Origin of the sequence: Kitasatospora fiedleri (assembly GCF_948472415.1) — a bacterium.
In the GTDB taxonomy this organism is placed as follows: Bacteria; Actinomycetota; Actinomycetes; order Streptomycetales; family Streptomycetaceae; genus Kitasatospora; species Kitasatospora fiedleri.
Window position 1 is genome coordinate 1,628,734 of sequence record NZ_OX419519.1, and the last position, 25,137, is coordinate 1,653,870.

Consider the following 25,137-nt stretch of genomic DNA (forward strand, 5'->3'; position numbering starts at 1 on the left):
GGTACCCACTCCCCGCCCTCCTGAAAGAGCGGGGGGCGGGTCACCGTCCCTCGTCCAGGAGTTGCTTCTTGAGCACCTTGCCCATCGCGTTGCGCGGCAGGTCGTCGACCAGCACCACCCGCCGGGCCGCTTGTGGACGGACAGCCGCCGCGCCACGAAGTCGATCAGCTCGCGCTCGCCGACCGAGCCGACCGAGCCGACCGAACCGCCCGCGTCACCCGAGCCGCCCGAGCCGCCCGCGCCGCCGCCCGCCACGACCACGTACGCGACCACCGCCTGCCCGAGGTCCGGGTCGGGGACGCCGACCACGGCGGCGTCCGCCACGCCCGGGTGGTCGCGCAGCGCGGCCTCGACCTCGCCGGCGCCGATCCGGTAGCCGCCGCTCTTGATCAGGTCGACGGAGGCGCGGCCGACGATCCGGTGGAAGCCGTCGGGCCCGATCACGGCGACGTCGCCGGTGCGGAACCAGCCGTCGGCGGTGCGCGCGGCGGCGGTCGCCTCGGGCCGGCCGAGGTAGCCGTCGAACAGCGTCGGCCCCTGGACCTGGAGTTCGCCGACGCTCTCCCCGTCGGAGGGCACCGGCCGCCCGTCCTCGCCGACCAGCCGGGTGCGCACCCCGGCCACCGGCACGCCGACCGCGCCGGGGCGGCGCTCGCCGTCGGCCCGGGTGGCGACGGTGATCAGCGTCTCGGTCATGCCGTAGCGCTCGGCGGGGGCCTGCCCGGTGAGGTCCCGCAGCCGTTCGAAGACCGGCACCGGCAGCGGCGCGCTGCCGGACACCAGCAGCCGGGCGGCGGCCAGTTCGCGGGCGGCGGCGGGCTCGGCGGCGATCCGCGACCACACGGTGGGGACGCCGAAGTACAGGCTGCCGCGGGCGGCCGCGTACCCGGCGGGGGTGGGCCGGCCGGTGTGGACGAGCCGGCTGCCGGTGCGCAGCGCGCCGAGCACGCCGAGCACCAGGCCGTGCACGTGGAACAGCGGCAGGCCGTGGACGAGGGTGTCGTCGGCGTCCCACCGCCAGGCGTCGGCGAGCGCGTCGAGCCCGGCGGCGAGCGCCCGGTGCGGGAGCAGCGCGCCCTTGGGGGCGCCGGTGGTGCCGGAGGTGTACAGCACCAGGGCGGTGCGGTCGCCGTCCTCGGCCGCGGGCCGCCAGCCGCCGCCCGGGCGGTCCGCCAGCGAGACCGGCAGGGGCGTCAACCCGTCGGCGTCCTCGGGCAGTCCGGTGCCGGCCAGCAGGGCGGCGCCGCTGTCGCGCAGGATGTGGGCGCGCTCCAGCGGCCCGGAGTCGGGCGGCACCGGCACCACCGGCACGCCCGCGAGCAGGCCGCCGACGACCGCCGCGACCGTCTCGGCGGTCGGCCGGGCCAGTACGGCCAGGCCGGGCGCCCCGGCGGCGCGTTCGGCCACCGCCCCGGCGGCGCCCAGCAGTTGCTCCCGGGACAGGGCGGTCCCGTCCACCACCAGGGCGTCCGCCCGGTCCCCGTACCCGCCGTCGAGTGCTGTCAGCAGTCCCATGCCGCCCGACTCTACGAGCCCGGCCCGCCCGCGCGCAGCAGCGCCCCGCGCGCCGTCCCGAGCTGGGCGTTACCGAACCCAGCCGCGCCCTTTACCGAATCCGGTGGCCGGGCGGGGCCATCGGGGCGGCCCGCTCGGACTATGGAAGGGGCCGTCCGCTGCCGATGGGATAGGGGCCGTCCCGGCCGGACCCGGCCCGGGCCCCTTCTCCTCTGGGAGTCTCCTTGGGCATGCACCCCGCCACCGCGGGCACCCGACGCTCCACCGCGCTGCGGGCCGCCGCGCTGCTCGCCGTCGGGGCCACCGCCCTGACCGGCGCGACCGCCACCGCGCAGTCCGCCGCCCGCCCGCCGGTCTTCAAGCTGCGCCCCGCCTCGGCCGGGCAGATCGACGCGGTCGGCCGGGTCGCGCCGATATCGACCTCGGACTGCGTCACGCAGATCGGCATCCACTGCTACTCGCCGCTCCAGTACCGCACCGCCTACCACCTGGACCCGCTGTACCGGCAGGGCGTGACGGGCAAGGGCCGCACCATCGTGATCGTGGACTCCTTCGGCTCGCCGACCGTCCAGCACGACCTGGAGGTGTTCGACCGGCAGTGGGGCATCCCGGACACCCAGGTCGAGGTGGTCAAGTGGGGGAACGTCCCGGTCTTCGACCCGACCAACGAGGACCACACCGGCTGGGCGGGCGAGAGCACCCTGGACGTCGAGTACGCGCACGCGATCGCCCCCGACGCGCACATCGTGCTGGTGGAGACCGGCGTCGCCGAGACCGAGGGCGTCACCGGCCTGCCGGAGATGATGGACGCGAGAAGGCCGTCATCAGGTCGCACGACGTGGACGTGGTCTCGCAGAGCTTCGGCGCCACCGAGAACACCTTCCCGGGCTACGCCGAGGGCGACTTCACGTCGATCGAGAAGCTGCGCTACGCCTTCCAGTACGCCGCCGCCAAGAACGTGACCGTGCTGGCCGCGTCCGGCGACAACGGCGCCACCGACGCGATGGACAACGGCAGCGACCTGTACCCGTACAAGGTCAACTCCTGGCCGTCCGCGGACCCGCTGGTCACCTCGGTCGGCGGCACCCAGCTGACCCTGGACGACGGCGGCAACCGCACCGCCCCCGACCGGGTCTGGCACGACGACTACGGCGCGGCGGGCGGCGGCGTCTCCGGCGTCTTCGCCCGCCCCTGGTACCAGGCCGCCGTGGCGGGCACCACCGGCAACCACCGCGGCACCCCGGACATCTCGATGAGCGCGGCGGTGGACGGCGCGGCCTGGACGTACGAGTCGTACGACCCGACGGCGGTCGGCTGGCACCTGGTCGGCGGCACCAGCGAGGCGACCCCGATCTTCTCCGGCGTCGTCGCGCTGGCCGCCCAGCTGGCGGGCCACCGCCTGGGCCAGCTCAACCCGCGCCTGTACGGGCTGGCCCTGCTGCCCTCCCAGCTCAGCGGCATCACGACGTCACCGCGGGCGACAACTCCTGGGACGCGGTGACGGGGTACAAGGCCACGAAGGGCTACGACCTGGCCTCCGGCCTGGGCACCATCGACGGCAACCGCTTCGTGCGCTCCCTCGCGGGCCGCTGACCCGCACGGACGACGGAGGGCGCGGTCCCCGCGGGGACCGCGCCCTCCGGCTCGCTGCGGGATCAGCCCTTGCGGGCCTTCACCTCGTCGGTGAGCTGGGGGAGGACGGTGAAGAGGTCTCCGATGACGCCGTAGTCGACGAGTTCGAAGATGGGGGCTTCGGGGTCCTTGTTGACGGCGACGATGGTCTTGCTGGTCTGCATGCCGGCGCGGTGCTGGATGGCGCCGGAGATGCCGGCGGCGACGTAGAGCTGGGGGAGACCTGCTTGCCGGTCTGGCCGACCTGGCTGCTGTGGGGGTACCAGCCGGCGTCGACGGCGGCGCGGGAGGCGCCGACGGCGGCGCCGAGGGCGTCGGCGAGGTCCTCGACGACGGAGAAGCCGTCGGCGGCGCCGACGCCGCGGCCGCCGGAGACGACGATGGCGGCCTCGGTGAGTTCGGGGCGGCCGGTGGAGACGCGGGGGGTGCGGGAGGTGACGGTGGCGGCGTTGCCGCTGAGGGCGACGGTGACGTCCTGGACGGTGCCGGCGGCGGGGGCGGGTTCGGGGGCGGCGCTGTTGGGCTTGACGGTGATGACGGGGGCGCCGGTGGTGACGGTGGACTTGACCTGGAAGGAGGCGGCGAACACCGACTGGGTGGCGACGGGGCCGCTCTGGCCCTGCTCGATGTCGACGGCGTCGGTGATCAGGCCCGAGCCCAGGCGCAGGGCGGTGCGGGCGGCGATCTCCTTGTTCTCGCCGGAGGAGGTGAGCAGGACGGCGGTGGCGCCGGTGTCCTTGGCGATCTGGGTCAGCGCGTCGACCTTGGGGACCACCAGCTGGGAGGTGAACTCCTCGGCGTCGGCGGTGTAGACGGTGGCGGCGCCGTACTCGGCGGCCTTGGCGGCGATGCCGGCCGCGGCGGCCCGGCGCCAGGACGACGGCGGCGGGGGTGCCCAGGCGGCGGGCGAGGGTCAGCAGTTCGAGGGCGGGCTTGCGCACGGCGCCGTCGACGTGGTCGACCAGGACCAGGATCTCACTCATGGGTTTTGCTCCGTATCCCTTTGTTCCCGGCGGCCCGTCAGATGAACTTCTGCTCGGCGAGGTAGGCGGCGAGCTGCTTGCCGCCCTGGCCCTCGTCGGTCACGATGACGCCCTTGGTGCGGGCGGGGCGGGCGGTGACGTCCTCGACCCGGCTCCAGGCGCCGGCCAGGCCGACGGTGTCGGCGTCGATGCCCAGGTCGTCCAGGTCCAGCGACTGCACCGGCTTCTTCTTCGCGGCCATGATGCCCTTGAAGGAGGGGTAGCGGGCCTCGCCGGACTGGTCGGTGACCGAGACCACCGCGGGCAGCGCCGCCTCGACCTGCTCGGTGGCGCTGTCGCCGTCCCGGCGCCCGCTCACCCTGCCGCCGGCCACCGCGACCTCGGACAGCAGCGTGGCCTGCGGCACGCCCAGGCGCTCGGCCAGCAGCGCGGGCAGCACGCCCATCGTGCCGTCGGTGGAGGCCATGCCGCACACCACCAGGTCGTAGCCGGTCTTCTCCAGCGCCGCCGCCAAGATCGCCGAGGTGCCGAGCGCGTCCGTGCCGTGGATGTCGTCGTCGTTGACGTGCACGGCCTTGTCCGCGCCCATCGACAGCGCCTTGCGCAGCGCGTCCTTCGCGTCGTCCGGGCCCACCGTCAGCACCGTCACCTCGGCGCCCTCGTTGGCCGCCGCGATCCGCAGCGCCTGCTCGACGCCGTACTCGTCCAGCTCCGACAGGAGGCCGTCCACGCCCTCCCGGTCGGTGGTGGCATCGTCCGCGAAGCGACGGTCACCGGTCGCGTCGGGCACGTACTTCACACAGACAACGATCCTCAAGCTCACGGCCTGCTCTCCTGTTACTGGTCCGATCCGGCGGCTGCGGCAGCTGTCCGTGCGGGCCGAGCAGTCCTCGGTCCACGCGGGGCCCGCGGCCCGAGCGACGTGCGCAGGTGCCCCTCCGGAGCTCCCCGGCAGCATACTCGCGAGTAGCCCAGCCGTCACTACTCGCCAGTAGCTTACGCTGCCCGCAGGTCCGGCCGGGCACCGTGCCACCGCCTGGGGCCCATCCTGCCCCAGCCCACGGCGCGCTGTCCGCCCGCCACCGGGCCGGGCCCCCTCTTTCGACGCCCGCCGGGCGCCCGTTCCGGCTCCCGGGCCGACTCCCGGGCGGGCTTCCGGGCGCCTCTAGACCGCCTCGCCCAGCGCCGCGATCACGTCCGCCCGGCGCGGCTGTCCCGAGGCCCGCCGCACCACCCGGCCGGACGCGTCCAGCACCAGCACCGTGGGCGTGCGCAGGATCTCCAGCCGCCGTACCAGTTCCAGCCGCGACTCGGCGTCCACCTCCACGTGCGCGACGCCCTCGACCATCCGGCCACCTCCGCCAGGGTGCGCCGGGTGGCCCGGCACGGCTGGCAGAACGAGGTGGAGAACTGCACCAGCGTCGCCCGCGCGCCCAGCGGCGCCCGAGCTCCGCCGCGGTCAACCGCACCTCGCCGTTCCCGCCCCGCACCCGCAGCCTCCCGTCCCACGCCTTGCGCACCGTCCCGTACGCGCCGGCCACCGCCAGCACCGCCAGGCACACGATCAGTCCGGTCATCCGCCCAGTGTGACAAACCCGGCTCTGGGCCCGGAAGGCGCGCCCCGGTAGCATCGCCCCCGTGACCGCCCGCACCCCGTCGTCGACTCCCCGGCTGACCAGCCGCCGGGTGATCGACCTGTGCCGGGCCGGCACCACCCGCTGTCGCTGACCGCACCGCACCGCACCGCACCGCACCGACGTCCAACGTCCGACGTCCCGTCAGCGAACCCCTCCGGAGCCCCTCCGTGCCGTCCTCCCCCGTGGACCCCCACGGCCTCATAGACCCCCGCGGCCCCCGCTTCGCCGCGGTCCTCACCAGCCTCGTCCTGGCCCGCCGCCCTGATCACCGGCAGCACCCCGCTGCTGGCCGCCCAGACCCTGGTCTTCGCCGCCGGCGCGATCGGCGGCCACCGCTACGCCCCTACGGGTGGCTCTACCGCACCCTGGTGCGCCCCCGCCTCTGGCCGCCGCGAGCTGGAGGACCCCCGCCCGCCGCGCTTCGCCCAGGCCGTCGGCCTCGGCTTCACCCTGCTCGCCACCCTGGCCGCCGTGGCCTCGCTCGACTGGCTCGCCCTCGCCCTGACCGCCCTGGCCCTCGCCGCCGCCTTCCTGAACGCCGCCTTCGACTACTGCCTCGGCTGCGAGTTCTACCTGCTGCTGCACCGCCGCTCCCCGGCCCACTGACCGGGCCGCCGACGCACCTCCGACCGACCCGCCGACGACCCTCCGACCGGGCCGCGAACGGCCCGCCGACCGGCCCGGGCCGGGGTCGGGCGTGACAGACGTGCCCGTTCGGGGGATCATCGGAGGAGTAACACCCGTGGCCGCGCGGCGTGCCGCGAATTCCCGGCGCGGCCACCGCGCCCCCGGGTCCACCGGACCGGGCAGATGGCCCGTGGGAAGTAGGGCTGACCGTGGCTGAGTTCGTGTACCCGCCGGTGATCCGCGCCGCGCTGACCGCCTTCAAGGCGCTGGACCTGCGGATCTCCATCGTCGGCGCCGAGCACGTCCGCCACCGGCGGCGCCGTCCTGGTCAGCAACCACATCAGCTACCTGGACTTCATCTTCGCCGGCTTCGGCGCGTACCGGGTGGGCCGCCGCAAGACCCGCTTCATGGCCAAGGACGACGTGTTCCGGCACAGGGTCTCCGGCCCGCTGATGCGCGGCATGAAGCACATCCCGGTGGACCGCGCCGACGGCCAGCCCGCCTACGAGGCCGCGGTGAAGGCGCTGCGCGAGGGCGAGGTGGTCGGGGTGTTCCCGGAGGCGACGATCAGCCGCTCGTTCACCCTGAAGAAGTTCAAGACCGGCGCGGCCCGGATGGCCGCCGACTCCGGCACCCCGCTGCTGCGGTGATCCTGTGGGGCACCCAGCAGCTGTGGACCAAGGGCCGCCCAAGACGCTGACCAAGCGCCACGTCCCGGTGACCATCATGATCGGCGAGCCGATCCACCTGGCCCCCACCGACAAGCCCGTCATGGTGACCCGCCGCCTGCGCGCCGCGATGACCGAGATGCTGGACCGCGCCCAGCGCGACTACCCCGCGCAGCCGACCGGGCCGGAGGACTCCTGGTGGCTGCCCGCCCACCTGGGCGGGACCGCGCCGACCCTGGAGCAGGCCGAGGCCGAGGACGAGGCGGAGGCCCAGCGCCGCGCCGCCCGCTGACGCCCCCTCGGCCTGGCCGCGCACCCGCCGCCGCCGCGCCCGGGCCGTCCCCGGCCCCCCGGGGTCAGCTCCCCGCGAGGCGGTGGGCGGCCAGGTCGTGCAGCAGCCCGAGCAGCGGCCGGAGCCTGCGCTCGGCCCGCCCGGCGAGCGCCGCCAGCACCGGCAGGTCCTCGGGCCCGACGGCGGCGGCGGGCCGGGCGAGCCAGGCCAGCGGGTGGTGCAGGTCGTACAGCAGCGTGCGGGCCTCCCGGTTCCGCTCGGACGCCGGGGGCCGGCCGCCGTGGACGACGTACCTGCCGTCGGCGGACGCCCTCCAGGCCGTGGTGAAGTCCTGGAAGGGGGCGGTCGCCGGCGGCTCGGGGACGGGCTCCAGCGTCTCGGAGTCGTGGAAGTGCGGCCGGCCGAGCGCCCAGCCGCCCACCACCCGCCAGGCCGGGACGGCGAACAGCGGGTGCAGGACCGGGGTGTCCACCGCGCCCGCCGGCCGCAGGCCCCCGCCGTGCCGCTCCCACCGGCGCAGGCCACCACCCGCCCCGGCGGTGACCAGCAGGTCCGGGCCGAGGAAGACGGCCTCCGCCGCGCCCGCGGTCTCGGCCGCGGCGATCGGCCGCCCCTCGGGCAGCCCGACGAGCACCGTCCGGGAGCCGTCGGTGAGCGCGATCCGGGTGCCCGTCGCGTCGACAGCCAGCCGGTCGCAGCGCCGCAGCCCGGTGCCGCCCAGGTCGACGGGGACCGGGAAGTCGCCGCCCGTCCCGACCAGGACGGCACGCATCGGCGCCAGGCCCACCACGTAGCCGTCCGCGGTGGCCGCCACCCGGGCGCCGCGCAGGGCGTCGCCCTCGGCGAGCTGCCGCGCGGAGCCGCCGTCGAACAGGACGAGCCGCCGGTGCGGCGGCTCCGGCAGCTCCAGCACGGCGACGGCCCGGCGCGGGCCGAGGCAGGCGACCGACTCCCACGGGTACGGGCCGTCGCCGCGGTGCAGCACCTTCGACCGGCCGCTGCCCGGGTCGAGCCCCCGGATCGCCCAACTTCCGTCCGCCTGCATGCCGTTGAGCGCGAGCGCGGACCGGCCGTGGGCGAAGCCGACGCCGTCCCCGTTGCCGCCGAGGACCGGCAGCGCCCGGTGCGGCGGCTCCGGGCCCCGGCGGGCCGGGCGCACGAGCACCGACGGGTCGGCCGCCGCGAGGCGTCCGGCCAGGGCCCGCGCGGCGCCCTCCGGCGGCTGCCACCGCCCGGCGAGCTCCCGGGCGAGCCGGACGCCGTCCGCGACCGGGACGGACAGCGCGAGCGCCCACAGCCCGGCGTCGTCCCCGGCCGCGGTGAGCCGCCGCGCCTCGCCGTCGATCTCCCCGGCCGTCCCCCAGGGAATCCGCGGGGCCAGGCGGCGGCGCCGGTGCTCCTGCTCGGCGGCGGCGATCCGGTCCGCCAGCCGCTCCTGCTCGGCGGCGGTCCGCTCGGCCTCCCCGGCCGACCCGGCACCGAGCTGGAGGGAGCGGATCACGCCGAACGCCCGCAGCAGGCCGGGCCCGTACGCCAACGGGTCGGCGTCCACCAGGTCCTGCCACAGCGGGACGAGCGCCTCCCGGTCGGGCAGGCCCGCGCGGTCGTACGGCGCGACGGCGACGACGTGCTCCAGGGCCTCGGCCAGCCCCGGCCGGTGGGCCTGCGGGTCGACGCTGACCAGGTACGCGTGGAGGGTGACCCCGGCCCGCCCGGCCGCCACGGCCTCCCGGTGGTGGTCGGCCGGTTCCGACGGCGGGTCCTCGTGGTCGGGCCCGTCGTCGGAGCCGGGGCCGGAACCGGAGCCGGGGCCGGAACCGGAGCCGGGGCCGGGGTCCGCGCGGCGCGCCCGCAGCTCGGTGCTCTCCGCGAGGGCGGCGTCGGCCTCCGCCGTCCGTCCGGCGGCGGCCAGGGCGAGGTGCAGGACCTTGAGCGCGTCGGCCAGTTGGGGCTCCATGACGGCGGGGTTGCCCGGCACCAGGCGCCGGTCGAGGTCCACCGCCTCCCGGGCGAGGTCCACCGCGCGCTGCCGCCAGTCCGCGGCGACGGGCTGGTGCAGGCCGGGGCGGTCGGGCGCGGCCCTGGCGATCGCCTCGGCGGTCCCGTAGTGGCTGACCAGCCGTCCGGCCAGGAGGGTGAGGGCGTAGCCGAGCGCGGCCTCGTGCCGGGCCGGGTCGTCCGCCGCGAGTCCGCGCTCCAGGACCACCGCCTGTTCGAGCGCCGCCAGCGCGGCCCGGCCGCCGAGGTAGCCGGGCGGCAGCAGCATCGCGAGGTTGACCAGGCAGGCCGGCAGGTGGGCCCGTCCCTCCGCCTCGGACGCCTTGATCCAGGACATCGCCCAGAAGATCCCGAACGCCTCGTGCTCGGCCTCCAGCGCCTCCGCCGTCCGCCCGGCCAGGCGCAGCCGACTGGCCAGGTTGACCAGCAGCGCGCCGCCGCCCGTCCCGGTGGCGGCCGGGTCCATCAGGCCGATCCGCCGCCCGATGTCGACGGCCTCCCGGGCGAAGGACAGCGAGGTCCGCCGCTCGCCGTAACGGCCCAGCCGGTTGGCGAGGTTGGACAGCACGAAGGCCAGCGGCCGCTCGAACGTCCGCGGGTCGGCCCGTGCCAGCGGCCGGTAGAGCTCGACCGCCTCGACCAGGGCGTCCAGGTTCTCCCGGTACCGGCCGGCCGCGGCGAGGGCGTTGGCGAGCCGGGCGTGGATCGCCGCCCGCTGCGCGGGGTCGCCGGTCCGGGCCAGCCGCCGCCGGGCCAGCACGCAGGCCAGGTCGGCCGCGCCCGGCGCCAGGTCGCTGTGGTCGTGCGCGGGCAGGTGGGACTCGACGGCCTCCAGCAGGTCCAGCGGGGCGGCGGGCAGCGCGGCCAAGGCGCTCAGCGCGGGGCTGCCCGCCGCGACGGCGAGGTCGGGCCGCCCGCGCAGCAGCGGGAAGAGGTGCTCCTCGGCCACGTGCGGCCAGCGGTCGGCGGCGGCGGCCAGCAGCAGGACGGTGCGCCGGAGCCAGCCGGGGTGCGGCCGGCCGTCGGTGAGCGCCCGGAAGGTACCCGGCGCCCAGGGCCGGGCCGGGTAGTCCGCCGGGTGGCCCGGCAGGGTCAGGGCGGCGAAGTCCTCGGCGAGACGGTCGGGTTGGAGCGGTTCGAGGACGGTGGCCCGGGCCGGGTCGGCGGGCGGGTAGCAGCTCGCGTGGTCGGCCAGCAGGCGCTCCACCGGCAGCGCGAGGTCCAGCCGGCCGAGCGCCCGCGCACCGACCGGCGGCGCCAGCGGGCCGGTGAGCGCGGCCGTGAACACCACCCGGTGCATCACCTCCGGCGGGGTGACCCACGGCGGTTCGTGGGGGCCGTCGCCGTCGAGCCGGTCCGTGCCGTCGCCGTCGCCGTCGCCGTGCCAGTGGGTACCGCCGCCGAGTCGGTCGGTGCGGCCGCCGTCGAGCCGGTGGGTGCCGTCGCCGTGCCGGCGCGCCCAGTGCAGGTGCTCGCGGTCCAGCAGGTAGACGGTCAGCCCGGCCGGGTCCGTCGGCGTCCGCCGCCCGGCCAGGTGGGCGTCGACGGAGACCAGGGCCGCCATGTGGACGGCCAGGGTCAGCCCGAACTCCGGCCCGTCCAGCCACGGCGGCGGGGACATCCAGCCGGGGACCGGTGCCCCGTACCGCGCGGCGAAGCCGTCCCGGGCGGCGGTGAACATCCGCGCCCGGTGGCCCTCCGGGTCGTCGCCGTCGCCGAGGGCGGCCAGCTCCTGTGCGGAGGTGCCGGCCCGGTGGTCGGCCAGGACGGCCCGGACGGCGGGCCAGGGGCCGGTGTCCCGGGCGATCATCAGCACCCGCGCCGGGACGGCGGGGTCGTGCAGCAGGGCGTTGCTGAGCAGCCAGGTCAGGTGGGAGAACGGCCAGCGGTCGGCGTAGTCGACGAGCAGCAGCAGGCCCGGCGCACCGTCCGGGCGCAGGTCCTGGCTGCCCGGCGGCGGGACCACCGAACCGGGCCCCTCGGTGGCGGTGACGACCTTCCACCCCTCCGCGGCCAGCTCCCGGGCCAGTTGGGCGGCCAGCCGGGTCTTGCCCTGCCCGCCCGGCCCGTGCAGCCAGCGGACGGCCAGCCGGGGGCCGCTCCCGCACCAGGCACGGAGCGCGGCCAGTTCCGCCGCCCGGCCGGTGAACCCGACCACCTCCCAGCGGGCGTTGAGCATCCGGCTCGGCAACTCGCCCAGCCAGACGTCCTCGACGGCCTCCCCGGGACGCCAGTTCTCCAGCACGTAGACGGGCGTGCCGTCCCCGAACACGTGGATGTCCGCGCCGATCGCGCCGTAGGCGAACCCGGCCTCCGCGACGACCCGCTGTTCCATCCGCCCCGGCCACCCGCCCCGGTCGAGCCGATCGCCGGGCTCGCCCCGGCCGCCCCGCTCGCCCCGCTCCCGCAGCCCGCTCCCGTCGTCGGACGGTCCCGGCGGCTTCACCGCGGTTCCTCGGCCGCCTCCCCGCGCCGATCCGGGGCAGGCCCCGGGGCGGGTCGGGCCGCGCCGCCTCGTGCACCACCACGTTCCCGCCGAGCGCCCCGTAGGCCCGGCCGTGGTCCCGGGCGGTCACGTTCAGGGTCCAGTGCTGCTCGGCCCGGGGCAGGGCGGCCACCGTGCGCTCCACGAACTCCCGTAGCTCCTCCACCAGTTCGGGATGCTCGGTCAGCAGCGCCTCCAGCTCGACCTGCCAGCCCGGCGCGAGCCCCTGGCGCACCCGCCCGGGCTCCGGGGCCCGCGCCACCAGCTCGGCGTCGTGCTCCAACCGGGCCTCGATCACGCCCTGCCGCCCCGCCTCGCCCCGCCCGAACAGTCTGGCCGCACCGGTCCTGACGCCCTGCCAGGCATCGGTGGCCATCGCCCCCACCAGAGCCGTCCCGCCCGCACCGGCGAGCGCGACCAACGATTCGGCGAGCATCCGTTCCCCCTGGATCACTTGTCCCGTGCCGTCACCGTGCGACGACCGTCTCATGGTGCCACCCGGCACCGCCGCCGGGATATCACCGGATCGCGTTCTCCCACGTACGGCCGGTCGACACCGCACCGACGGCACCGCACCGACCGCCCCCGCGCTCCCCGGGACGCGAATCCGCCCACCCCGGCGGCGCGCTCAGCCGCCGAACCAGCCCGCCGCGTCCAGCCGGAACCCGGACGGGCCGGTCAACCGCGCGATGCCGTCCTCCAGTTCGCGCAGGCGCTGCTCCCCGAGCACGGCCGCCCAGCGTCCCCGGATCTCCTCGAACCCCGCCGCCGACCTGGCCAGCATGTCCAGCCCGTACGGCGTCAGCCGGACGACCTTGCGCCGCGCGTCCCGCGGATCGTCCACCCGCTCCGCGTACCCGAGCGCCTCCAGCCGGTCGACGGTCTTCCCGGCGGCCTGCTTGGACACCCCCAGCCGGCGGCCGACCTCGCTCGCGGTGGCCCCGTCGATCCCGATCGCCTGCATGGCGAAGCCGTACGCGGGCCGCGCGTCCGGGTGCCCCTCGCGGGCCAGCCGTTCGTGCAACTCGTCGATGATCGTGCGGAATCCGGCGAACAGCAGCAGCGGCAGCTCGAAGCCGTCGCGGGCCCGGTCCGGGGGATTCCCGTTGCGCGAATCGACAACCTGGTTTACGTTTTGGTCAACCACGTTGTCCATTCTAGGACGCGCAGCCGGGGCCCGCCCTCCGGCCACCCCGGCACGCCTCCGCGCCCGCACCTCGAAAGGCCCACCCATGTCCACCACCACTCCCACCCCTACCACCCCCACCACCGGGGCCCACTTCCCCACCCTCACCCCCGACACCGCCCCGCCGGCCGCCCGCAGCCGACTCGACCAGGTCACCCGCCACCTCGGCTACCTGCCCGCCGCCGCGGCCCGCCTCGCCCACGCACCCCAACTCCTCGACGGATTCCTCAAGTTGACCGCCCTCTTCGACGCCACCGAACTCGACCCAGTGGTCCGCGAAACCGTCGTCCTCACCATCGCCACCCGCAACGGCTGTCACCTCTGCGTCGCCATGCACACCGCCGTCCTCACCCGGCTCGACGCCGACCCCGAACTGATCGCCGCCCTGCGCGCCCAACAGCCCCTGCCCGACGCCCGGCTGGAGGCCGTCCGGCTCTTCGTCCACCGCCTCCTCGACCACACCGGCGCCGTCCCCGAACCCGACCTCGCCGCCTTCCTCGCCCAGGGCTTCACCCCGCGCAACGCCCTCGAAATCGTCCTCGGCATCGGCGCCTACACCCTCTCCACCTTCGCCAACCGCCTCACCGACGCCCCCGTCGACCCCCAACTCGCCCCCTACGCCTGACCGTCCGCCCCCGGCCGGTACGCTCCCCCGGTGACCGACCGCGGCCCCGCCCTCCCCGCGCTGCGCCACCAGCTGGTGGCCGCGGTCCTCACCCTGGCCGCCCCCGGCCTCCAGGACGACGTCTTCGACCCCGCGCCGCTCCTCACCACCCTGTTCACCGAGACCTGCGACGCCGACGACCCGCTCCCCTGGATCGGCCACACCCTGCGCACCGGCGAAGAGGCCGCCCTCACCGCCGACCTCGGCACCGCCCTCCGCGCCCTCCTCGCCACCCTCCCGCCCGACCCGCGCCCCGCCGACCACCTGCAATCCCCCGCCTGGCCCGCCGTCACCACCGCGGCCGCCCGCCTCGCCCGCACCCTGGTCGCCAACGACCACCACGCCACCCGCTGAACCCCACCCACCACACGGCGGGGCCCCGACCACCACGGCCGAGGCCCCGCCCACCCACACCCTCAGCGGCCCGGCCCCTCCCCCGCGCCCGCCGGCTCCCCCTCCGCCAACACGAAGTGCGGGTTCTCGATCAGCCCGACCACCGCCCCCGACGGCTCGACCACCGTCCCGACCCGGATACCGCCCCCCACCTCCTGCACCTGCTCCCGCACCGTCGCCCCCGCCGCCACGAACCGCTCCACCGCCACCTCGACGTCCCGCACCCCCCAGTACGACACCGGCCCCACCGCCGGGTCCGCGTTCGGGTCGAGCCCCAACTCGTACCCCCCGACGTTGAACCCCACGTAGAACGGCTCGTCGAAGTAGGGCTCCACCCCCAGTACCGAACTCCACCACGCCTTCGCCGCACCGAGGTCCTGCGCGGGATGAATGACCGTCCGAAGACCGAGAAGCACGCCAATGTCCTTTCCGAGGAACCGAGCCGGCAAGAAGCCGAGCCCGAGGATTGTCCCGCACCCACCGACCGTCACCGAACGGCGGCCCACAGCTCCCGGGCGCACCGGTCGAACCGGACACCGCCGTCCCGCCCCCGCTCCGCCCGGGAACGCGAAAAAGCCCCCTGACATCCCGTCAGGGGGCTTTCCCACAAAGATTGTTCGGCGGCGTCCTACTCTCCCACAGGGTCCCCCCTGCAGTACCATCGGCGCTGTGAGGCTTAGCTTCCGGGTTCGGAATGTAACCGGGCGTTTCCCTCACGCTATGACCACCGAAACACGGTGAAACGTGTCGCCACCCACCCGTGGCTAGGGCGGGGGTCGTTGTTTCAGAACAACACAGTGGACGCGAGCAACTGAGGACAAGCCCTCGGCCTATTAGTACCGGTCAACTCCACCCCTCACAGGGCTTCCATATCCGGCCTATCAACCCAGTCGTCTACTGGGAGCCTTACCCTCTCAAGGAGGTGGGAGTGCTCATCTCGAAGCAGGCTTCCCGCTTAGATGCTTTCAGCGGTTATCCCTCCCGAACGTAGCCAACCAGCCATGCCCTTGGCAGGACAACTGGCACACCAGAGGTTCGTCCGTCCCGGTCCTCTCGTACTAGGGACAGCCCTTCTCAACACTCCTACGCGCACAGCGGATAGGGACCGAACTGTCTCACGACGTTCTAAACCCAGCTCGCGTACCGCTTTAATGGGCGAACAGCCCAACCCTTGGGACCTACTCCAGCCCCAGGATGCGACGAGCCGACATCGAGGTGCCAAACCATCCCGTCGATATGGACTCTTGGGGAAGATCAGCCTGTTATCCCCGGGGTACCTTTTATCCGTTGAGCGACGGCGCTTCCACAAGCCACCGCCGGATCACTAGTCCCTACTTTCGTACCTGCTCGACCCGTCAGTCTCACAGTCAAGCTCCCTTGTGCACTTACACTCAACACCTGATTGCCAACCAGGCTGAGGGAACCTTTGGGCGCCTCCGTTACCCTTTAGGAGGCAACCGCCCCAGTTAAACTACCCACCAGACACTGTCCCTGATCCGGATCACGGACCCAGGTTAGACATCCAGCACGACCAGAGTGGTATTTCAACGGCGACTCCACCCGAACTGGCGTCCGAGTTTCACAGTCTCCCACCTATCCTACACAAGCCGAACCGAACACCAATATCAAGCTATAGTAAAGGTCCCGGGGTCTTTCCGTCCTGCTGCGCGAAACGAGCATCTTTACTCGTAATGCAATTTCACCGGGCCTGTGGTTGAGACAGTCGAGAAGTCGTTACGCCATTCGTGCAGGTCGGAACTTACCCGACAAGGAATTTCGCTACCTTAGGATGGTTATAGTTACCACCGCCGTTTACTGGCGCTTAAGTTCTCAGCTTCGCCTAGTCGAAACTAGACTAACCGGTCCCCTTAACGTTCCAGCACCGGGCAGGCGTCAGTCCGTATACATCGCCTTACGGCTTCGCACGGACCTGTGTTTTTAGTAAACAGTCGCTTCTCGCTGGTCTCTGCGGCCACCACCAGCTCAGGGAGCGAAGTCCCGTCACCAGCAATGGCCCCCCTTCTCCCGAAGTTACGGGGGCATTTTGCCGAGTTCCTTAACCACAGTTCACCCGAACGCCTCGGTATTCTCTACCAGACCACCTGAGTCGGTTTAGGGTACGGGCCGCCATGAAACTCGCTAGAGGCTTTTCTCGACAGCATAGGATCATCCACTTCACCACAATCGGCTCGGCATCAGGTCTCAGACGCATGTTGCGCGGATTTGCCTACGCAACGTCCTACACCCTTACCCCGGGACAACCACCGCCCGGGCTGGACTACCTTCCTGCGTCACCCCATCGCTCACCTACTACAGGCTTGGGCCGGCGGCTCCACCACGTCCCTTTGTCCGAAGACTCCGGGCCGGCTTCACGGCCTTAGCATTACCTGGTTCGACGTTGGCGCTTCAAAGCGGGTACGGGAATATCAACCCGTTGTCCATCGACTACGCCTGTCGGCCTCGCCTTAGGTCCCGACTTACCCTGGGCAGATCAGCTTGACCCAGGAACCCTTGGTCAATCGGCGCAAGAGTTTCCCACTCTTGTATCGCTACTCATGCCTGCATTCTCACTCGTGAACCGTCCACAACTCGATTCCTCGGCTGCTTCACCCGGCACACGACGCTCCCCTACCCATCACAGCCTCCGTTGGGAGTATTGCTGCAATGACACGACTTCGGTGGTGTGCTTGAGCCCCGCTACATTGTCGGCGCGGAATCACTTGACCAGTGAGCTATTACGCACTCTTTCAAGGGTGGCTGCTTCTAAGCCAACCTCCTGGTTGTCTCTGCGACTCCACATCCTTTCCCACTTAGCACACGCTTAGGGACCTTAGTCGGTGTTCTGGGCTGTTTCCCTCTCGACCATGGAGCTTATCCCCCACAGTCTCACTGCCGCGCTCTCACTTACCGGCATTCGGAGTTTGGCTAAGGTCAGTAACCCGGTAAGGCCCATCGCCTATCCAGTGCTCTACCTCCGGCAAGAAACACGCGACGCTGCACCTAAATGCATTTCGGGGAGAACCAGCTATCACGGAGTTTGATTGGCCTTTCACCCCTAACCACAGGTCATCCCCCAGGTTTTCAACCCTGGTGGGTTCGGTCCTCCACACGGTCTTACCCGCGCTTCAACCTGCCCATGGCTAGATCACTCCGCTTCGGGTCTTGGGCATGCAACTCTGGGCGCCCTATTCGGACTCGCTTTCGCTACGGCTACCCCACACGGGTTAACCTCGCTACACACCGCAAACTCGCAGGCTCATTCTTCAAAAGGCACGCAGTCACAGCCCCGAAGGACTGCCCCCACGGCTTGTAGGCACACGGTTTCAGGTACTATTTCACTCCGCTCCCGCGGTACTTTTCACCATTCCCTCACGGTACTATCCGCTATCGGTCACCAGGGAATATTTAGGCTTAGCGGGTGGTCCCGCCAGATTCACACGGGATTTCTCGGGCCCCGTGCTACTTGGGAGAAGCTCAAGCGAGCCGTACAGATTTCGTCTACGGGGGTCTTACCCTCTACGCCGGACCTTTCGCATGTCCTTCGACTACCCATACGGTTTCTGACTCGCCCAGCCGCCGGCAGACGACTGAAGAACTTTCCCACAACCCCGCTCTGGCAACCCCTGCCGGGTCTCACACCACAACGGTTTAGCCTCATCCGGTTTCGCTCGCCACTACTCCCGGAATCACGGTTGTTTTCTCTTCCTGCGGGTACTGAGATGTTTCACTTCCCCGCGTTCCCTCCACATACCCTATGTGTTCAGGTATGGGTGACAGCCCATGACGACTGCCGGGTTTCCCCATTCGGACACCCCCGGATCAAAGCTCGGTTGACAGCTCCCCGGGGCCTATCGCGGCCTCCCACGTCCTTCATCGGTTCCTGGTGCCAAGGCATCCACCGTGCGCCCTTAAAAACTTGGCCACAGATGCTCGCGTCCACTGTGCAGTTCTCAAACAACGACCAGACACCCACACGCAACCACCCTCACAGGTGGCCCCGCCTGAGGCCGGCATCCATGAGACAACGGCAAGCCGTTCCCTCAGGACCCAACAACGTGCCCGACACACCCGCTCCAGGAGCCGCGTTCCACACCCCGAGAGGGCAGTACTGGCGGTCCATCACCGCGTGTGCCGAATAGTCAACGTTCCACCCATGAGCAACCGTGCGAGACATGCGCTCGCAAGCGGCCATGTGCTCCTTAGAAAGGAGGTGATCCAGCCGCACCTTCCGGTACGGCTACCTTGTTACGACTTCGTCCCAATCGCTGGTCCCACCTTCGACGGCTCCTCCCCTTACGGGTTAGGCCACCGGCTTCGGGTGTTACCGACTTTCGTGACGTGACGGGCGGTGTGTACAAGGCCCGGGAACGTATTCACCGCAGCATGCTGATCTGCGATTACTAGCAACTCCAACTTCATGGGGTCGAGTTGCAGACCCCAATCCGAACTGAGACCGGCTTTTTGGGATTCGCTCCGCCTCGCGGCATCGCAGCCCTTTGTACCGGCCATTGTAGCACGTGTGCAGCCCAAGACATAAGGGGCATGATGATTTGACGTCGTCCCCACCTTCCTCCGAGTTGACCCCGGCAGTCTCCTGTGAGTCCCCGACATTACTCGCTGGCAACACAGAACAAGGGTTGCGCTCGTTGCGGGACTTAACCCAACATCTCACGACACGAGCTGACGACAACCATGCACCACCTGTACACCGACCACAAGGGGGCTGATATCTCTACCAGTTTCCGGTGTATGTCAAGCCTTGGTAAGGTTCTTCGCGTTGCGTCGAATTAAGCCACATGCTCCGCTGCTTGTGCGGGCCCCCGTCAATTCCTTTGAGTTTTAGCCTTGCGGCCGTACTCCCCAGGCGGGGAACTTAATGCGTTAGCTGCGGCACCGACGACGTGGAATGTCGCCAACACCTAGTTCCCAACGTTTACGGCGTGGACTACCAGGGTATCTAATCCTGTTCGCTCCCCACGCTTTCGCTCCTCAGCGTCAGTAATGGCCCAGAGATCCGCCTTCGCCACCGGTGTTCCTCCTGATATCTGCGCATTTCACCGCTACACCAGGAATTCCGATCTCCCCTACCACACTCCAGCCTGCCCGTATCGAATGCAGACCCGGGGTTAAGCCCCGGGCTTTCACATCCGACGCGACAGGCCGCCTACGAGCTCTTTACGCCCAATAATTCCGGACAACGCTCGCACCCTACGTATTACCGCGGCTGCTGGCACGTAGTTAGCCGGTGCTTCTTCTGCAGGTACCGTCACTTGCGCTTCTTCCCTGCTGAAAGAGGTTTACAACCCGAAGGCCGTCATCCCTCACGCGGCGTCGCTGCATCAGGCTTCCGCCCATTGTGCAATATTCCCCACTGCTGCCTCCCGTAGGAGTCTGGGCCGTGTCTCAGTCCCAGTGTGGCCGGTCGCCCTCTCAGGCCGGCTACCCGTCGTCGCCTTGGTAGGCCATTACCCCACCAACAAGCTGATAGGCCGCGGGATCATCCTGAACCGCCGGAGCTTTCCACCAACCCCCATGCAGGAGAAGGTCGTATCCGGTATTAGACCTCGTTTCCAAGGCTTGTCCCAGAGTTCAGGGCAGATTCCCCACGTGTTACTCACCCGTTCGCCACTGATCCACCCCGAAGGGCTTCACCGTTCGACTTGCATGTGTTAAGCACGCCGCCAGCGTTCGTCCTGAGCCAGGATCAAACTCTCCGTGAATGCTTCCACGAAAGAGCGGCACGGCAACCACCGGAATAGGGCGGCCCCGCGCACTGCGTCCTCGCTAGTGTTCTACTTCAAAAGGAATCTCCAACCCCGAACAGAGTCGAGGCCGGGGATGTCAACATATCTGGCGTTGACTTTTGGCACGCTGTTGAGTTCTCAAGGAACGGACGCTTCCTTCGACCAGCCTTCCGACCGTATCTCCGGGCGCTTCGTTCTTTCGTGTTCCCAGCTTATCAGATCCGAGCTCGTGCTCTTTCCCGACTCGCTTTCGTCTTCCGCGACCTGACGGCCCTTCCGACGTTTCAAACTCTAGCCGATCCCCACTCCGAAAAGCGAATCGACCGCAATCTCCGAAAAAGCGTACGACAAATACGAACGGGGACGCGAAAGACACGCGACCCGTCACGGATCAGCCGAACCGGTTTCTCAAGGGATTGGCCACCCCGGGACCGTCCACGCAGACACGTGTCCGGTGCTCCCTGCCGAGCGACCAGTGAACACTACGCCGAATCCGGGCCCGGTGCAAACAACCGCCCGCGGCCGGCCCGGGAGGTGTCTCCCGGACCGGCCGCAGGTGGGGTTGGGGTGGGGTTCCAGGGGGTCAGACCTGGCGGGCCATCTCCTCGGCGATCGCGGCGGCGAAGGAGTCGATGTCCTGTTCGGTGGTGTCGAAGGCGGCCATCCAGCGGACTTCGCCGGTGTGCTCGTCCCAGAAGTAGAAGCGGTAGCGCTTCTGGAGGCGCTCGCTGACCTCGCGCGGGAGGAGCGCGAAGACGGCGTTGGCCTGGACGGGGCGGACCACGGTGACGCCGGGGATCTCGCGGACGGCGGCTTCGAGGCGGCGGGCCATCGCGTTGGCGTGGCCGGCGTTGCGGAGCCAGAGGTCGCCGGTGAGGAGTGCCTCGAACTGGACGGAGACGAAGCGCATCTTCGAGGCGAGCTGCATCGAGGTCTTGCGCAGGTACTTGAGGTTGCGGACCTTCTCGGGGTCGAGGACGACCACGACCTCGCCGAGCAGCAGGCCGTTCTTGGTGCCGCCGAAGGAGAGGACGTCGACCCCGGCGTCGGTGGTGAACTCGCGGAACGGGACGCCGAGCGAGGCGGCGGCGTTGGCGAGCCGGGAGCCGTCGAGGTGGACGAGCATGCCGCGTTCGTGGGCGTGCTCGCAGATCGCCCGGATCTCGTCGACCGTGTAGAGGGTGCCGAGTTCGGTGGACTGGGTGATCGAGACGGCGAGCGGCTGGGCGCGGTGCTCGTCGCCCCAGCCCCAGGCCTGCTGGTCGATCAGGGCGGGGGTGAGCTTGCCGTCGGGGGTGGGGACGGTGTGGATCTTGATGCCGGCGAGCTTCTCGGGGGCGCCGCCCTCGTCGACGTTGATGTGCGCGCTCTCGGCGGCGATCACCGCGCCCCAGCGCGGGAGCAGCGCCTGGAGGGCGACGACGTTGGCGCCGGTGCCGTTGAAGACGGGGTACGCCTCGGCGCGGTCGCCGAAGTGGCGGCGGAAGACGGTCTGGAGGTGCTCGGTGTAGGCGTCCTCGCCGTAGGCGACCTGGTGGCCGTCGTTGGCGAGGGCGATCGCGGCGAGCACCTCGGGGTGGACGCCGGCGTAGTTGTCGCTGGCGAAGCCGCGGACGGCGGGGTCGTGGTGCCGTACCGCGTCGGTGGTGCCGGGGGTGCCGGGGGTGGAGGTGGTCATCGGGCTGTCAGCCACAGGTGCTGTCCGTTCAGTTCTGCTGCGGGGCGGTCCCAGAGGGACGCCAGGGTGGTGGCCAGGTCGGCGGTGTCGGTGAAGCCGGCGAACTTGGCGTCCGGCTTCTCGGCCCGCATCTCGGGGCTGACCAGGGCCTTGATGACCAGGATGACGGCCGCCGCGGTGGGGTCGCCGTCGGGGGCGGTGGTCTCCTTGCGGAAGGAGTCGGCCATCGCCAGGGTCCACGCCTCGGTGGCGGCCTTGGCGGCGGCGTACGCGGCGCCGCCCGCGGTGGGCTTGTGCGCGGCGGCGGCGGAGACCATGGCGTAGCGGCCGGCGGGGCTGCGGAGCAGGGCGGGCTGGAAGGCCAGCGAGGTGTGCTGGAGGGTGCGGACGACGGTGTCGTGCAGGAAGTCCCAGTCGTCGATCCGGGACTCGAAGAAGGTCTTGCTGCCGCGCCAGCCGCCGACCAGGTGGAGCAGGCCGTCGACGTGGCCGTGCTCGGCCTCCAGGTGGTCGGCCCAGTCGTGGACCTCCTGCGGGTCGAGGAGGTCGATGACCTGGCTGTGCGCCTTGGCGTCGGGGACGGCGGTGCGGACGGCGGCGAGGGCGGCGTCCAGGCGGTGCTGGTCGATGTCGGCGCCGATGACGGTGGCGCCGTCGGCGGCGAGGCGGCGCAGGGCGGCCTGGCCGGCCGGGCCGCTGGCTCCGGCGACGGCGATCACCTTGCCGTCGAGGGGGCGGGTGCTCATGCGGCGACCTCCTGGGTGCTGGTGCCGGTGATGCCCTTGGTGTCGGCGATCACGCGGCGGAGTTTCTTGGACAGGGCCTCGTAGAACATGCTGAGCGGGAACTCGTCGGGGTGGACGGCGTCGCACAGCGCCTTGCGCAGGGCTTTGTCGTCGGCGAGGTCGAGCGGGAGCGCCTCGGGGCCCTTGGCCCAGGTGGAGGCGGGGTGCGGGGTGAGGTAGCGGGAGACCAGCTGGTAGGCGGCGATCCAGTGCGCGGTCTTGGGGCGGTCGATGCCGTCCCGGTAGAGCGTCTCGATCTCGGCGCAGAGCGCGTTGGTGGTGGCGGCGACCCGGTCCCAGTCGATGGTGAGGCGGTTGTCGCGCCAGCGCAGGGCGTCGTGCTTGTGCAGGTAGGCGAAGAGCAGCTGGCCGCCCATGCCGTCGTAGTTGCGGACCCGGTCGCCGGTGACCGGGAAGCGGAACAGGCGGTCGAAGAGGATCGCGTACTGGACGTCGCGGCCCTGGGGGTGGCCCTCGGCCTCCAGTTCGACCGACTCCTTGAAGGTGTTGAGGTCGCAGCGGAGCTCTTCGAGGCCGTACATCCAGAACGGGCTGCGCTGCTTGATCATGAAGGGGTCGAACGGCAGGTCGCCGTGGCTGTGGGTGCGGTCGTGGACCAGGTCCCACAGGACGAAGGTCTGCTGGGTGCGGTCCTGGTCCCGGAGCAGCTCGGCGGCGTCGGCGGGGATGTCGAGGTCGAGCTGGCGGACGGCGCTGGTGGTGACGGCGCGGAAGCGGGCGGCTTCGCGGTCACAGAAGATGCCGCCCCAGGTGAAACGTTCCGGCGCTTCGCGGACGGCCACGGTCTCGGGAAGAGCACGGCGGAGTTGGTGTCGTAGCCGGCGGTGAAGTCCTCGAAGGCGATGCCGAGGTAGCCGGGGTTGTCGAAGCGGGTGCGCTCCAGTTCGGCGATCCAGTCGGGCCAGACGACCTTGAGCAGGACGGCTTCCAGGTTGCGGTCCGGGTTGCCGTTCTGGGTGTACATCGGGAAGACGACCAGGTGGCCGGTGCCGTCGACGCGGTGCTCGTTCGGGCGGAAGGCCAGCAGCGAGTCGAGGAAGTCGGGCTCGCGGTAGCCGGTGTCGGCCCACTTGGCGAGGTCGGTCCGGACGGCGTCCAGGTAGGCGGCGTCGTGCGGGAAGAGCGGGGCGAGCTCGGCGACGGCCGCGCGGACGGTCTCGACCAGCGGGTCGACCGTGGGGCGCGGCACGGCGGAGAGGTCGATCGAGCCGTCCTTGGACTGCAGCGGCCGGAGGGCCTCGACGGCGTTCTTGAGGCGGGTCCAGGCCGGGTGGGCGACCGGGTCCGCGGCGTGGGCGTCGCCCGCGAGCGCGAGCGTCGACGAAAGATTCTGCATCACAGGCTCACTTCGACAGGAGTTATTTCGACAGGACCACGTTAAATGCGAAAGGTTCTCCGGCTCAAGACCGGTCTGACGGTAGACGCTCCAGTTCGTAGTACCGCCGCCCGCCGTTCCCGCCGCGGTGGATGAAAACGGACAGATGCGACGCCGGCCGGACCGGGGCGGCCGACCTGCCCCGACCATGCCCCGGCCCCCACCGGCCCGCCACCGGGGCACCCACGCCGGTCACGGGCCCGCTCGCGCCTCGGTGCGCCCCCGTTCACGCCCTGCTGCACCCGGGCGGGGTCGGTGATCGTGGGGGACGGCGACATCCGGCGGGTCCGGCACGGGAGAGGAAGCGGCGCACCGTCCGGCGCTGGTGGAGTGGAGGGCGCCGGGACGTCCGGCGGGTCCGGCACGGAGGGGGACGCGATGCACGGTCCGGCGCTGGTGAGCTGGCTGCTGGCGGCACTGGCCGCGAGCAGCGGCGGTTACTGCGGGTGGCGGGTGCGCCGCTGGAGCACCGGTCCGGCCTGCGGCGGGCGGCACCACCTGGCCCGCCGGGAGTCGGACGTGCTGGAGGCCGCGATGGGCCTGGGCATGGCCGGGATGGCGCTGCTGCCGGGGGTGTTCTGGGGCTGGCCGTACGCGCTGCTGGCGGCGGTGCTGCTGGTCGGCGCGCTGGCCGGGCGCGGTGCGGGGCTGCGGGTGCACCGGCTGCACCACGGGATCGGGGCGCTGGCGATGGCGTACATGGCGCTGGCGATGGCGGGCGGCGGCGGGTCGGCGGGCGGGCACGCCGGGCACCACGGGCAGCCGGGCGGTCTGCCCCTGCTCACGGGGCGCTGCTGGTGTACTTCGGGGTCTACGCGCTGTGGGAGGGCAGCCGGGTGCTGACCGCGGGCGGCGCGGTGGCGGTGGCGGGCGGTCCGGCGGTGGCGGTGGCGGTGGCGGCGCCGCTGCCGCGGGCCTGCCGGGCGGCGATGGGGATCGGGATGTTCGCGATGCTGCTGTCGATGTGAGCACGGGCGCCCGGGCGGGCCGGTCCCTCCGCGCGCGTTCCTCCGCCGCTTCCCCTCCGCTTCCCCGTTCCGCTTCCCTCCTCCGCACGTTCCACTGCCGCACGGGCGTGCGGCCGGCGGGAGGGCTGACGGGGCGTCGGGCGGGGCCGGGGCGGTGGGGGCGTGGCCTTGGTCACTGGACCGACCCGGCCGTTCCGCCCGGGCGTGCGGCGGCATAGGTTGGGGGGAAGCGCACCGCCGCGCCTCGAACCCCTCCCTCGGGGAGACCTTGCCATGACGGCACTGCTGAGCCTGCTGCTGCTCGGACTGCTGCTCGCCACCGTGGCGCCCAGCCGCCTGGCCCGGGCCCGCTGGCCGGAGCGCGAACCGGTGCTGGCCCTGTTGGTGTGGCAGATGCTGGTGGTCGCGGTGCTGCTGTGCTGCGTGCTGAGCCTGCTGCTGGCGAGCGCGGCGGCGCTGCCGGCCTGGCGGGACGTGCTGTTCTC

13 protein-coding genes, 3 rRNA genes and 5 pseudogenes are annotated in these 25,137 nt (G+C 71.7%); 8 read left to right on the top strand and 13 right to left on the bottom strand.

What is annotated here, in order from left to right; translation table 11 throughout:
* Window positions 1-40 precede the first annotated feature (40 nt).
* A pseudogene (locus QMQ26_RS07850) lies at window positions 41-1,515 on the bottom strand (AMP-binding protein).
* 230 nt (window positions 1,516-1,745) lie between these two features.
* Between QMQ26_RS07850 and QMQ26_RS37385 the strand changes: the two are divergent.
* Window positions 1,746-2,477 (top strand): S8/S53 family peptidase, encoded by a 732-nt coding sequence (locus QMQ26_RS37385; protein WP_318552213.1) that lies wholly within the window; start codon window positions 1,746-1,748, stop codon window positions 2,475-2,477.
* Entirely contained in the window at window positions 2,360-3,016 is a 657-nt protein-coding gene (locus tag QMQ26_RS37390; protein WP_318552214.1) for a S8 family serine peptidase, read from the top strand. Before QMQ26_RS37385 ends, QMQ26_RS37390 begins: the two co-directional genes overlap by 118 nt.
* Window positions 3,017-3,170: 154 nt before the next feature.
* Here the strand turns inward: QMQ26_RS37390 and QMQ26_RS07860 are convergent.
* The 3 genes and pseudogenes from QMQ26_RS07860 to QMQ26_RS07870 all read right to left on the bottom strand — a co-directional run bounded on the left by QMQ26_RS07860 (window position 3,171) and on the right by QMQ26_RS07870 (window position 5,707).
* A pseudogene (locus QMQ26_RS07860) lies at window positions 3,171-4,130 on the bottom strand (electron transfer flavoprotein subunit alpha/FixB family protein).
* Window positions 4,131-4,167: 37 nt separating this feature from the next.
* Window positions 4,168-4,953: an electron transfer flavoprotein subunit beta/FixA family protein gene (locus tag QMQ26_RS07865; protein ID WP_404814091.1), complete on the bottom strand. Its 786-nt coding sequence runs from the start codon at window positions 4,951-4,953 to the stop codon at window positions 4,168-4,170.
* Between the two features lie 342 nt (window positions 4,954-5,295).
* Window positions 5,296-5,707, bottom strand: a pseudogene (locus QMQ26_RS07870) (TlpA family protein disulfide reductase).
* Between the two features lie 360 nt (window positions 5,708-6,067).
* Here QMQ26_RS07870 and QMQ26_RS07875 point away from each other — a divergent pair.
* Window positions 6,068-6,373: a DUF4395 domain-containing protein gene (locus tag QMQ26_RS07875; RefSeq protein WP_282206463.1), complete on the top strand. Its 306-nt coding sequence runs from the start codon at window positions 6,068-6,070 to the stop codon at window positions 6,371-6,373.
* 230 nt (window positions 6,374-6,603) lie between these two features.
* A pseudogene (locus tag QMQ26_RS07880) lies at window positions 6,604-7,355 on the top strand (lysophospholipid acyltransferase family protein).
* Window positions 7,356-7,419: 64 nt separating this feature from the next.
* Here QMQ26_RS07880 and QMQ26_RS07885 read toward each other — a convergent pair.
* On the bottom strand, window positions 7,420-11,799 hold the full coding sequence (locus QMQ26_RS07885; protein WP_282205210.1) for a hypothetical protein: 4,380 nt from the start codon (window positions 11,797-11,799) through the stop codon (window positions 7,420-7,422).
* A 667-nt stretch (window positions 11,800-12,466) separates the two neighbouring features.
* The gene (locus QMQ26_RS07890) at window positions 12,467-12,994 is read right to left on the bottom strand and encodes a MarR family winged helix-turn-helix transcriptional regulator (protein ID WP_100835473.1); all 528 of its coding nucleotides are present in this window, start codon (window positions 12,992-12,994) and stop codon (window positions 12,467-12,469) included.
* A gap of 76 nt (window positions 12,995-13,070) precedes the next feature.
* Here QMQ26_RS07890 and QMQ26_RS07895 point away from each other — a divergent pair, with 76 nt between their 5' ends.
* Together QMQ26_RS07895 and QMQ26_RS07900 are read left to right on the top strand one after the other, a co-directional pair.
* Window positions 13,071-13,649, top strand: coding sequence for a carboxymuconolactone decarboxylase family protein (locus tag QMQ26_RS07895; protein ID WP_282205211.1), 579 nt, complete (start codon window positions 13,071-13,073; stop codon window positions 13,647-13,649).
* A gap of 30 nt (window positions 13,650-13,679) precedes the next feature.
* Window positions 13,680-14,042 carry an SCO4402 family protein gene (locus QMQ26_RS07900; protein WP_282205212.1) on the top strand — a complete coding sequence of 121 codons (363 nt, stop codon included), beginning with the start codon at window positions 13,680-13,682 and terminating at the stop codon, window positions 14,040-14,042.
* A 62-nt stretch (window positions 14,043-14,104) separates the two neighbouring features.
* Here the strand turns inward: QMQ26_RS07900 and QMQ26_RS07905 are convergent, their stop codons facing one another.
* The 7 genes and pseudogenes from QMQ26_RS07905 to QMQ26_RS07935 form a co-directional block, all read right to left on the bottom strand.
* Window positions 14,105-14,497 carry a VOC family protein gene (locus tag QMQ26_RS07905; RefSeq protein ID WP_282205213.1) on the bottom strand — a complete coding sequence of 131 codons (393 nt, stop codon included), beginning with the start codon at window positions 14,495-14,497 and terminating at the stop codon, window positions 14,105-14,107.
* A 199-nt stretch (window positions 14,498-14,696) separates the two neighbouring features.
* Window positions 14,697-14,813: ribosomal RNA gene (gene rrf / locus QMQ26_RS07910) — 5S ribosomal RNA — on the bottom strand.
* 81 nt (window positions 14,814-14,894) lie between these two features.
* A 23S ribosomal RNA gene (locus QMQ26_RS07915) occupies window positions 14,895-18,003 on the bottom strand.
* A gap of 281 nt (window positions 18,004-18,284) precedes the next feature.
* Window positions 18,285-19,801 (bottom strand): 16S ribosomal RNA (locus QMQ26_RS07920).
* Together the 16S, 23S and 5S rRNA genes form the textbook arrangement of a ribosomal RNA operon.
* A 607-nt stretch (window positions 19,802-20,408) precedes the next feature.
* The gene (locus tag QMQ26_RS07925; protein WP_282206464.1) at window positions 20,409-21,503 is read right to left on the bottom strand and encodes a threonine aldolase family protein; all 1,095 of its coding nucleotides are present in this window, start codon (window positions 21,501-21,503) and stop codon (window positions 20,409-20,411) included.
* Window positions 21,500-22,249, bottom strand: coding sequence for an SDR family NAD(P)-dependent oxidoreductase (locus QMQ26_RS07930; protein ID WP_100835477.1), 750 nt, complete (start codon window positions 22,247-22,249; stop codon window positions 21,500-21,502). Before QMQ26_RS07930 ends, QMQ26_RS07925 begins: the two co-directional genes overlap by 4 nt.
* Window positions 22,246-23,645 (bottom strand): annotated as a pseudogene (locus QMQ26_RS07935) (DUF6421 family protein). The gene QMQ26_RS07930 and the pseudogene QMQ26_RS07935 overlap by 4 nt, the downstream one beginning before the upstream one ends.
* Window positions 23,646-24,062: 417 nt before the next feature.
* On the opposite strand from QMQ26_RS07935, the gene QMQ26_RS07940 reads away from it, so the two are divergent.
* On the top strand, window positions 24,063-24,527 hold the full coding sequence (locus QMQ26_RS07940; RefSeq protein WP_318552215.1) for a DUF5134 domain-containing protein: 465 nt from the start codon (window positions 24,063-24,065) through the stop codon (window positions 24,525-24,527).
* On the top strand, window positions 24,521-24,652 hold the full coding sequence (locus QMQ26_RS37395) for a hypothetical protein (RefSeq protein ID WP_318552216.1): 132 nt from the start codon (window positions 24,521-24,523) through the stop codon (window positions 24,650-24,652). Before QMQ26_RS07940 ends, QMQ26_RS37395 begins: the two co-directional genes overlap by 7 nt.
* The last annotated feature ends 485 nt before the right edge of the window (window positions 24,653-25,137 follow it).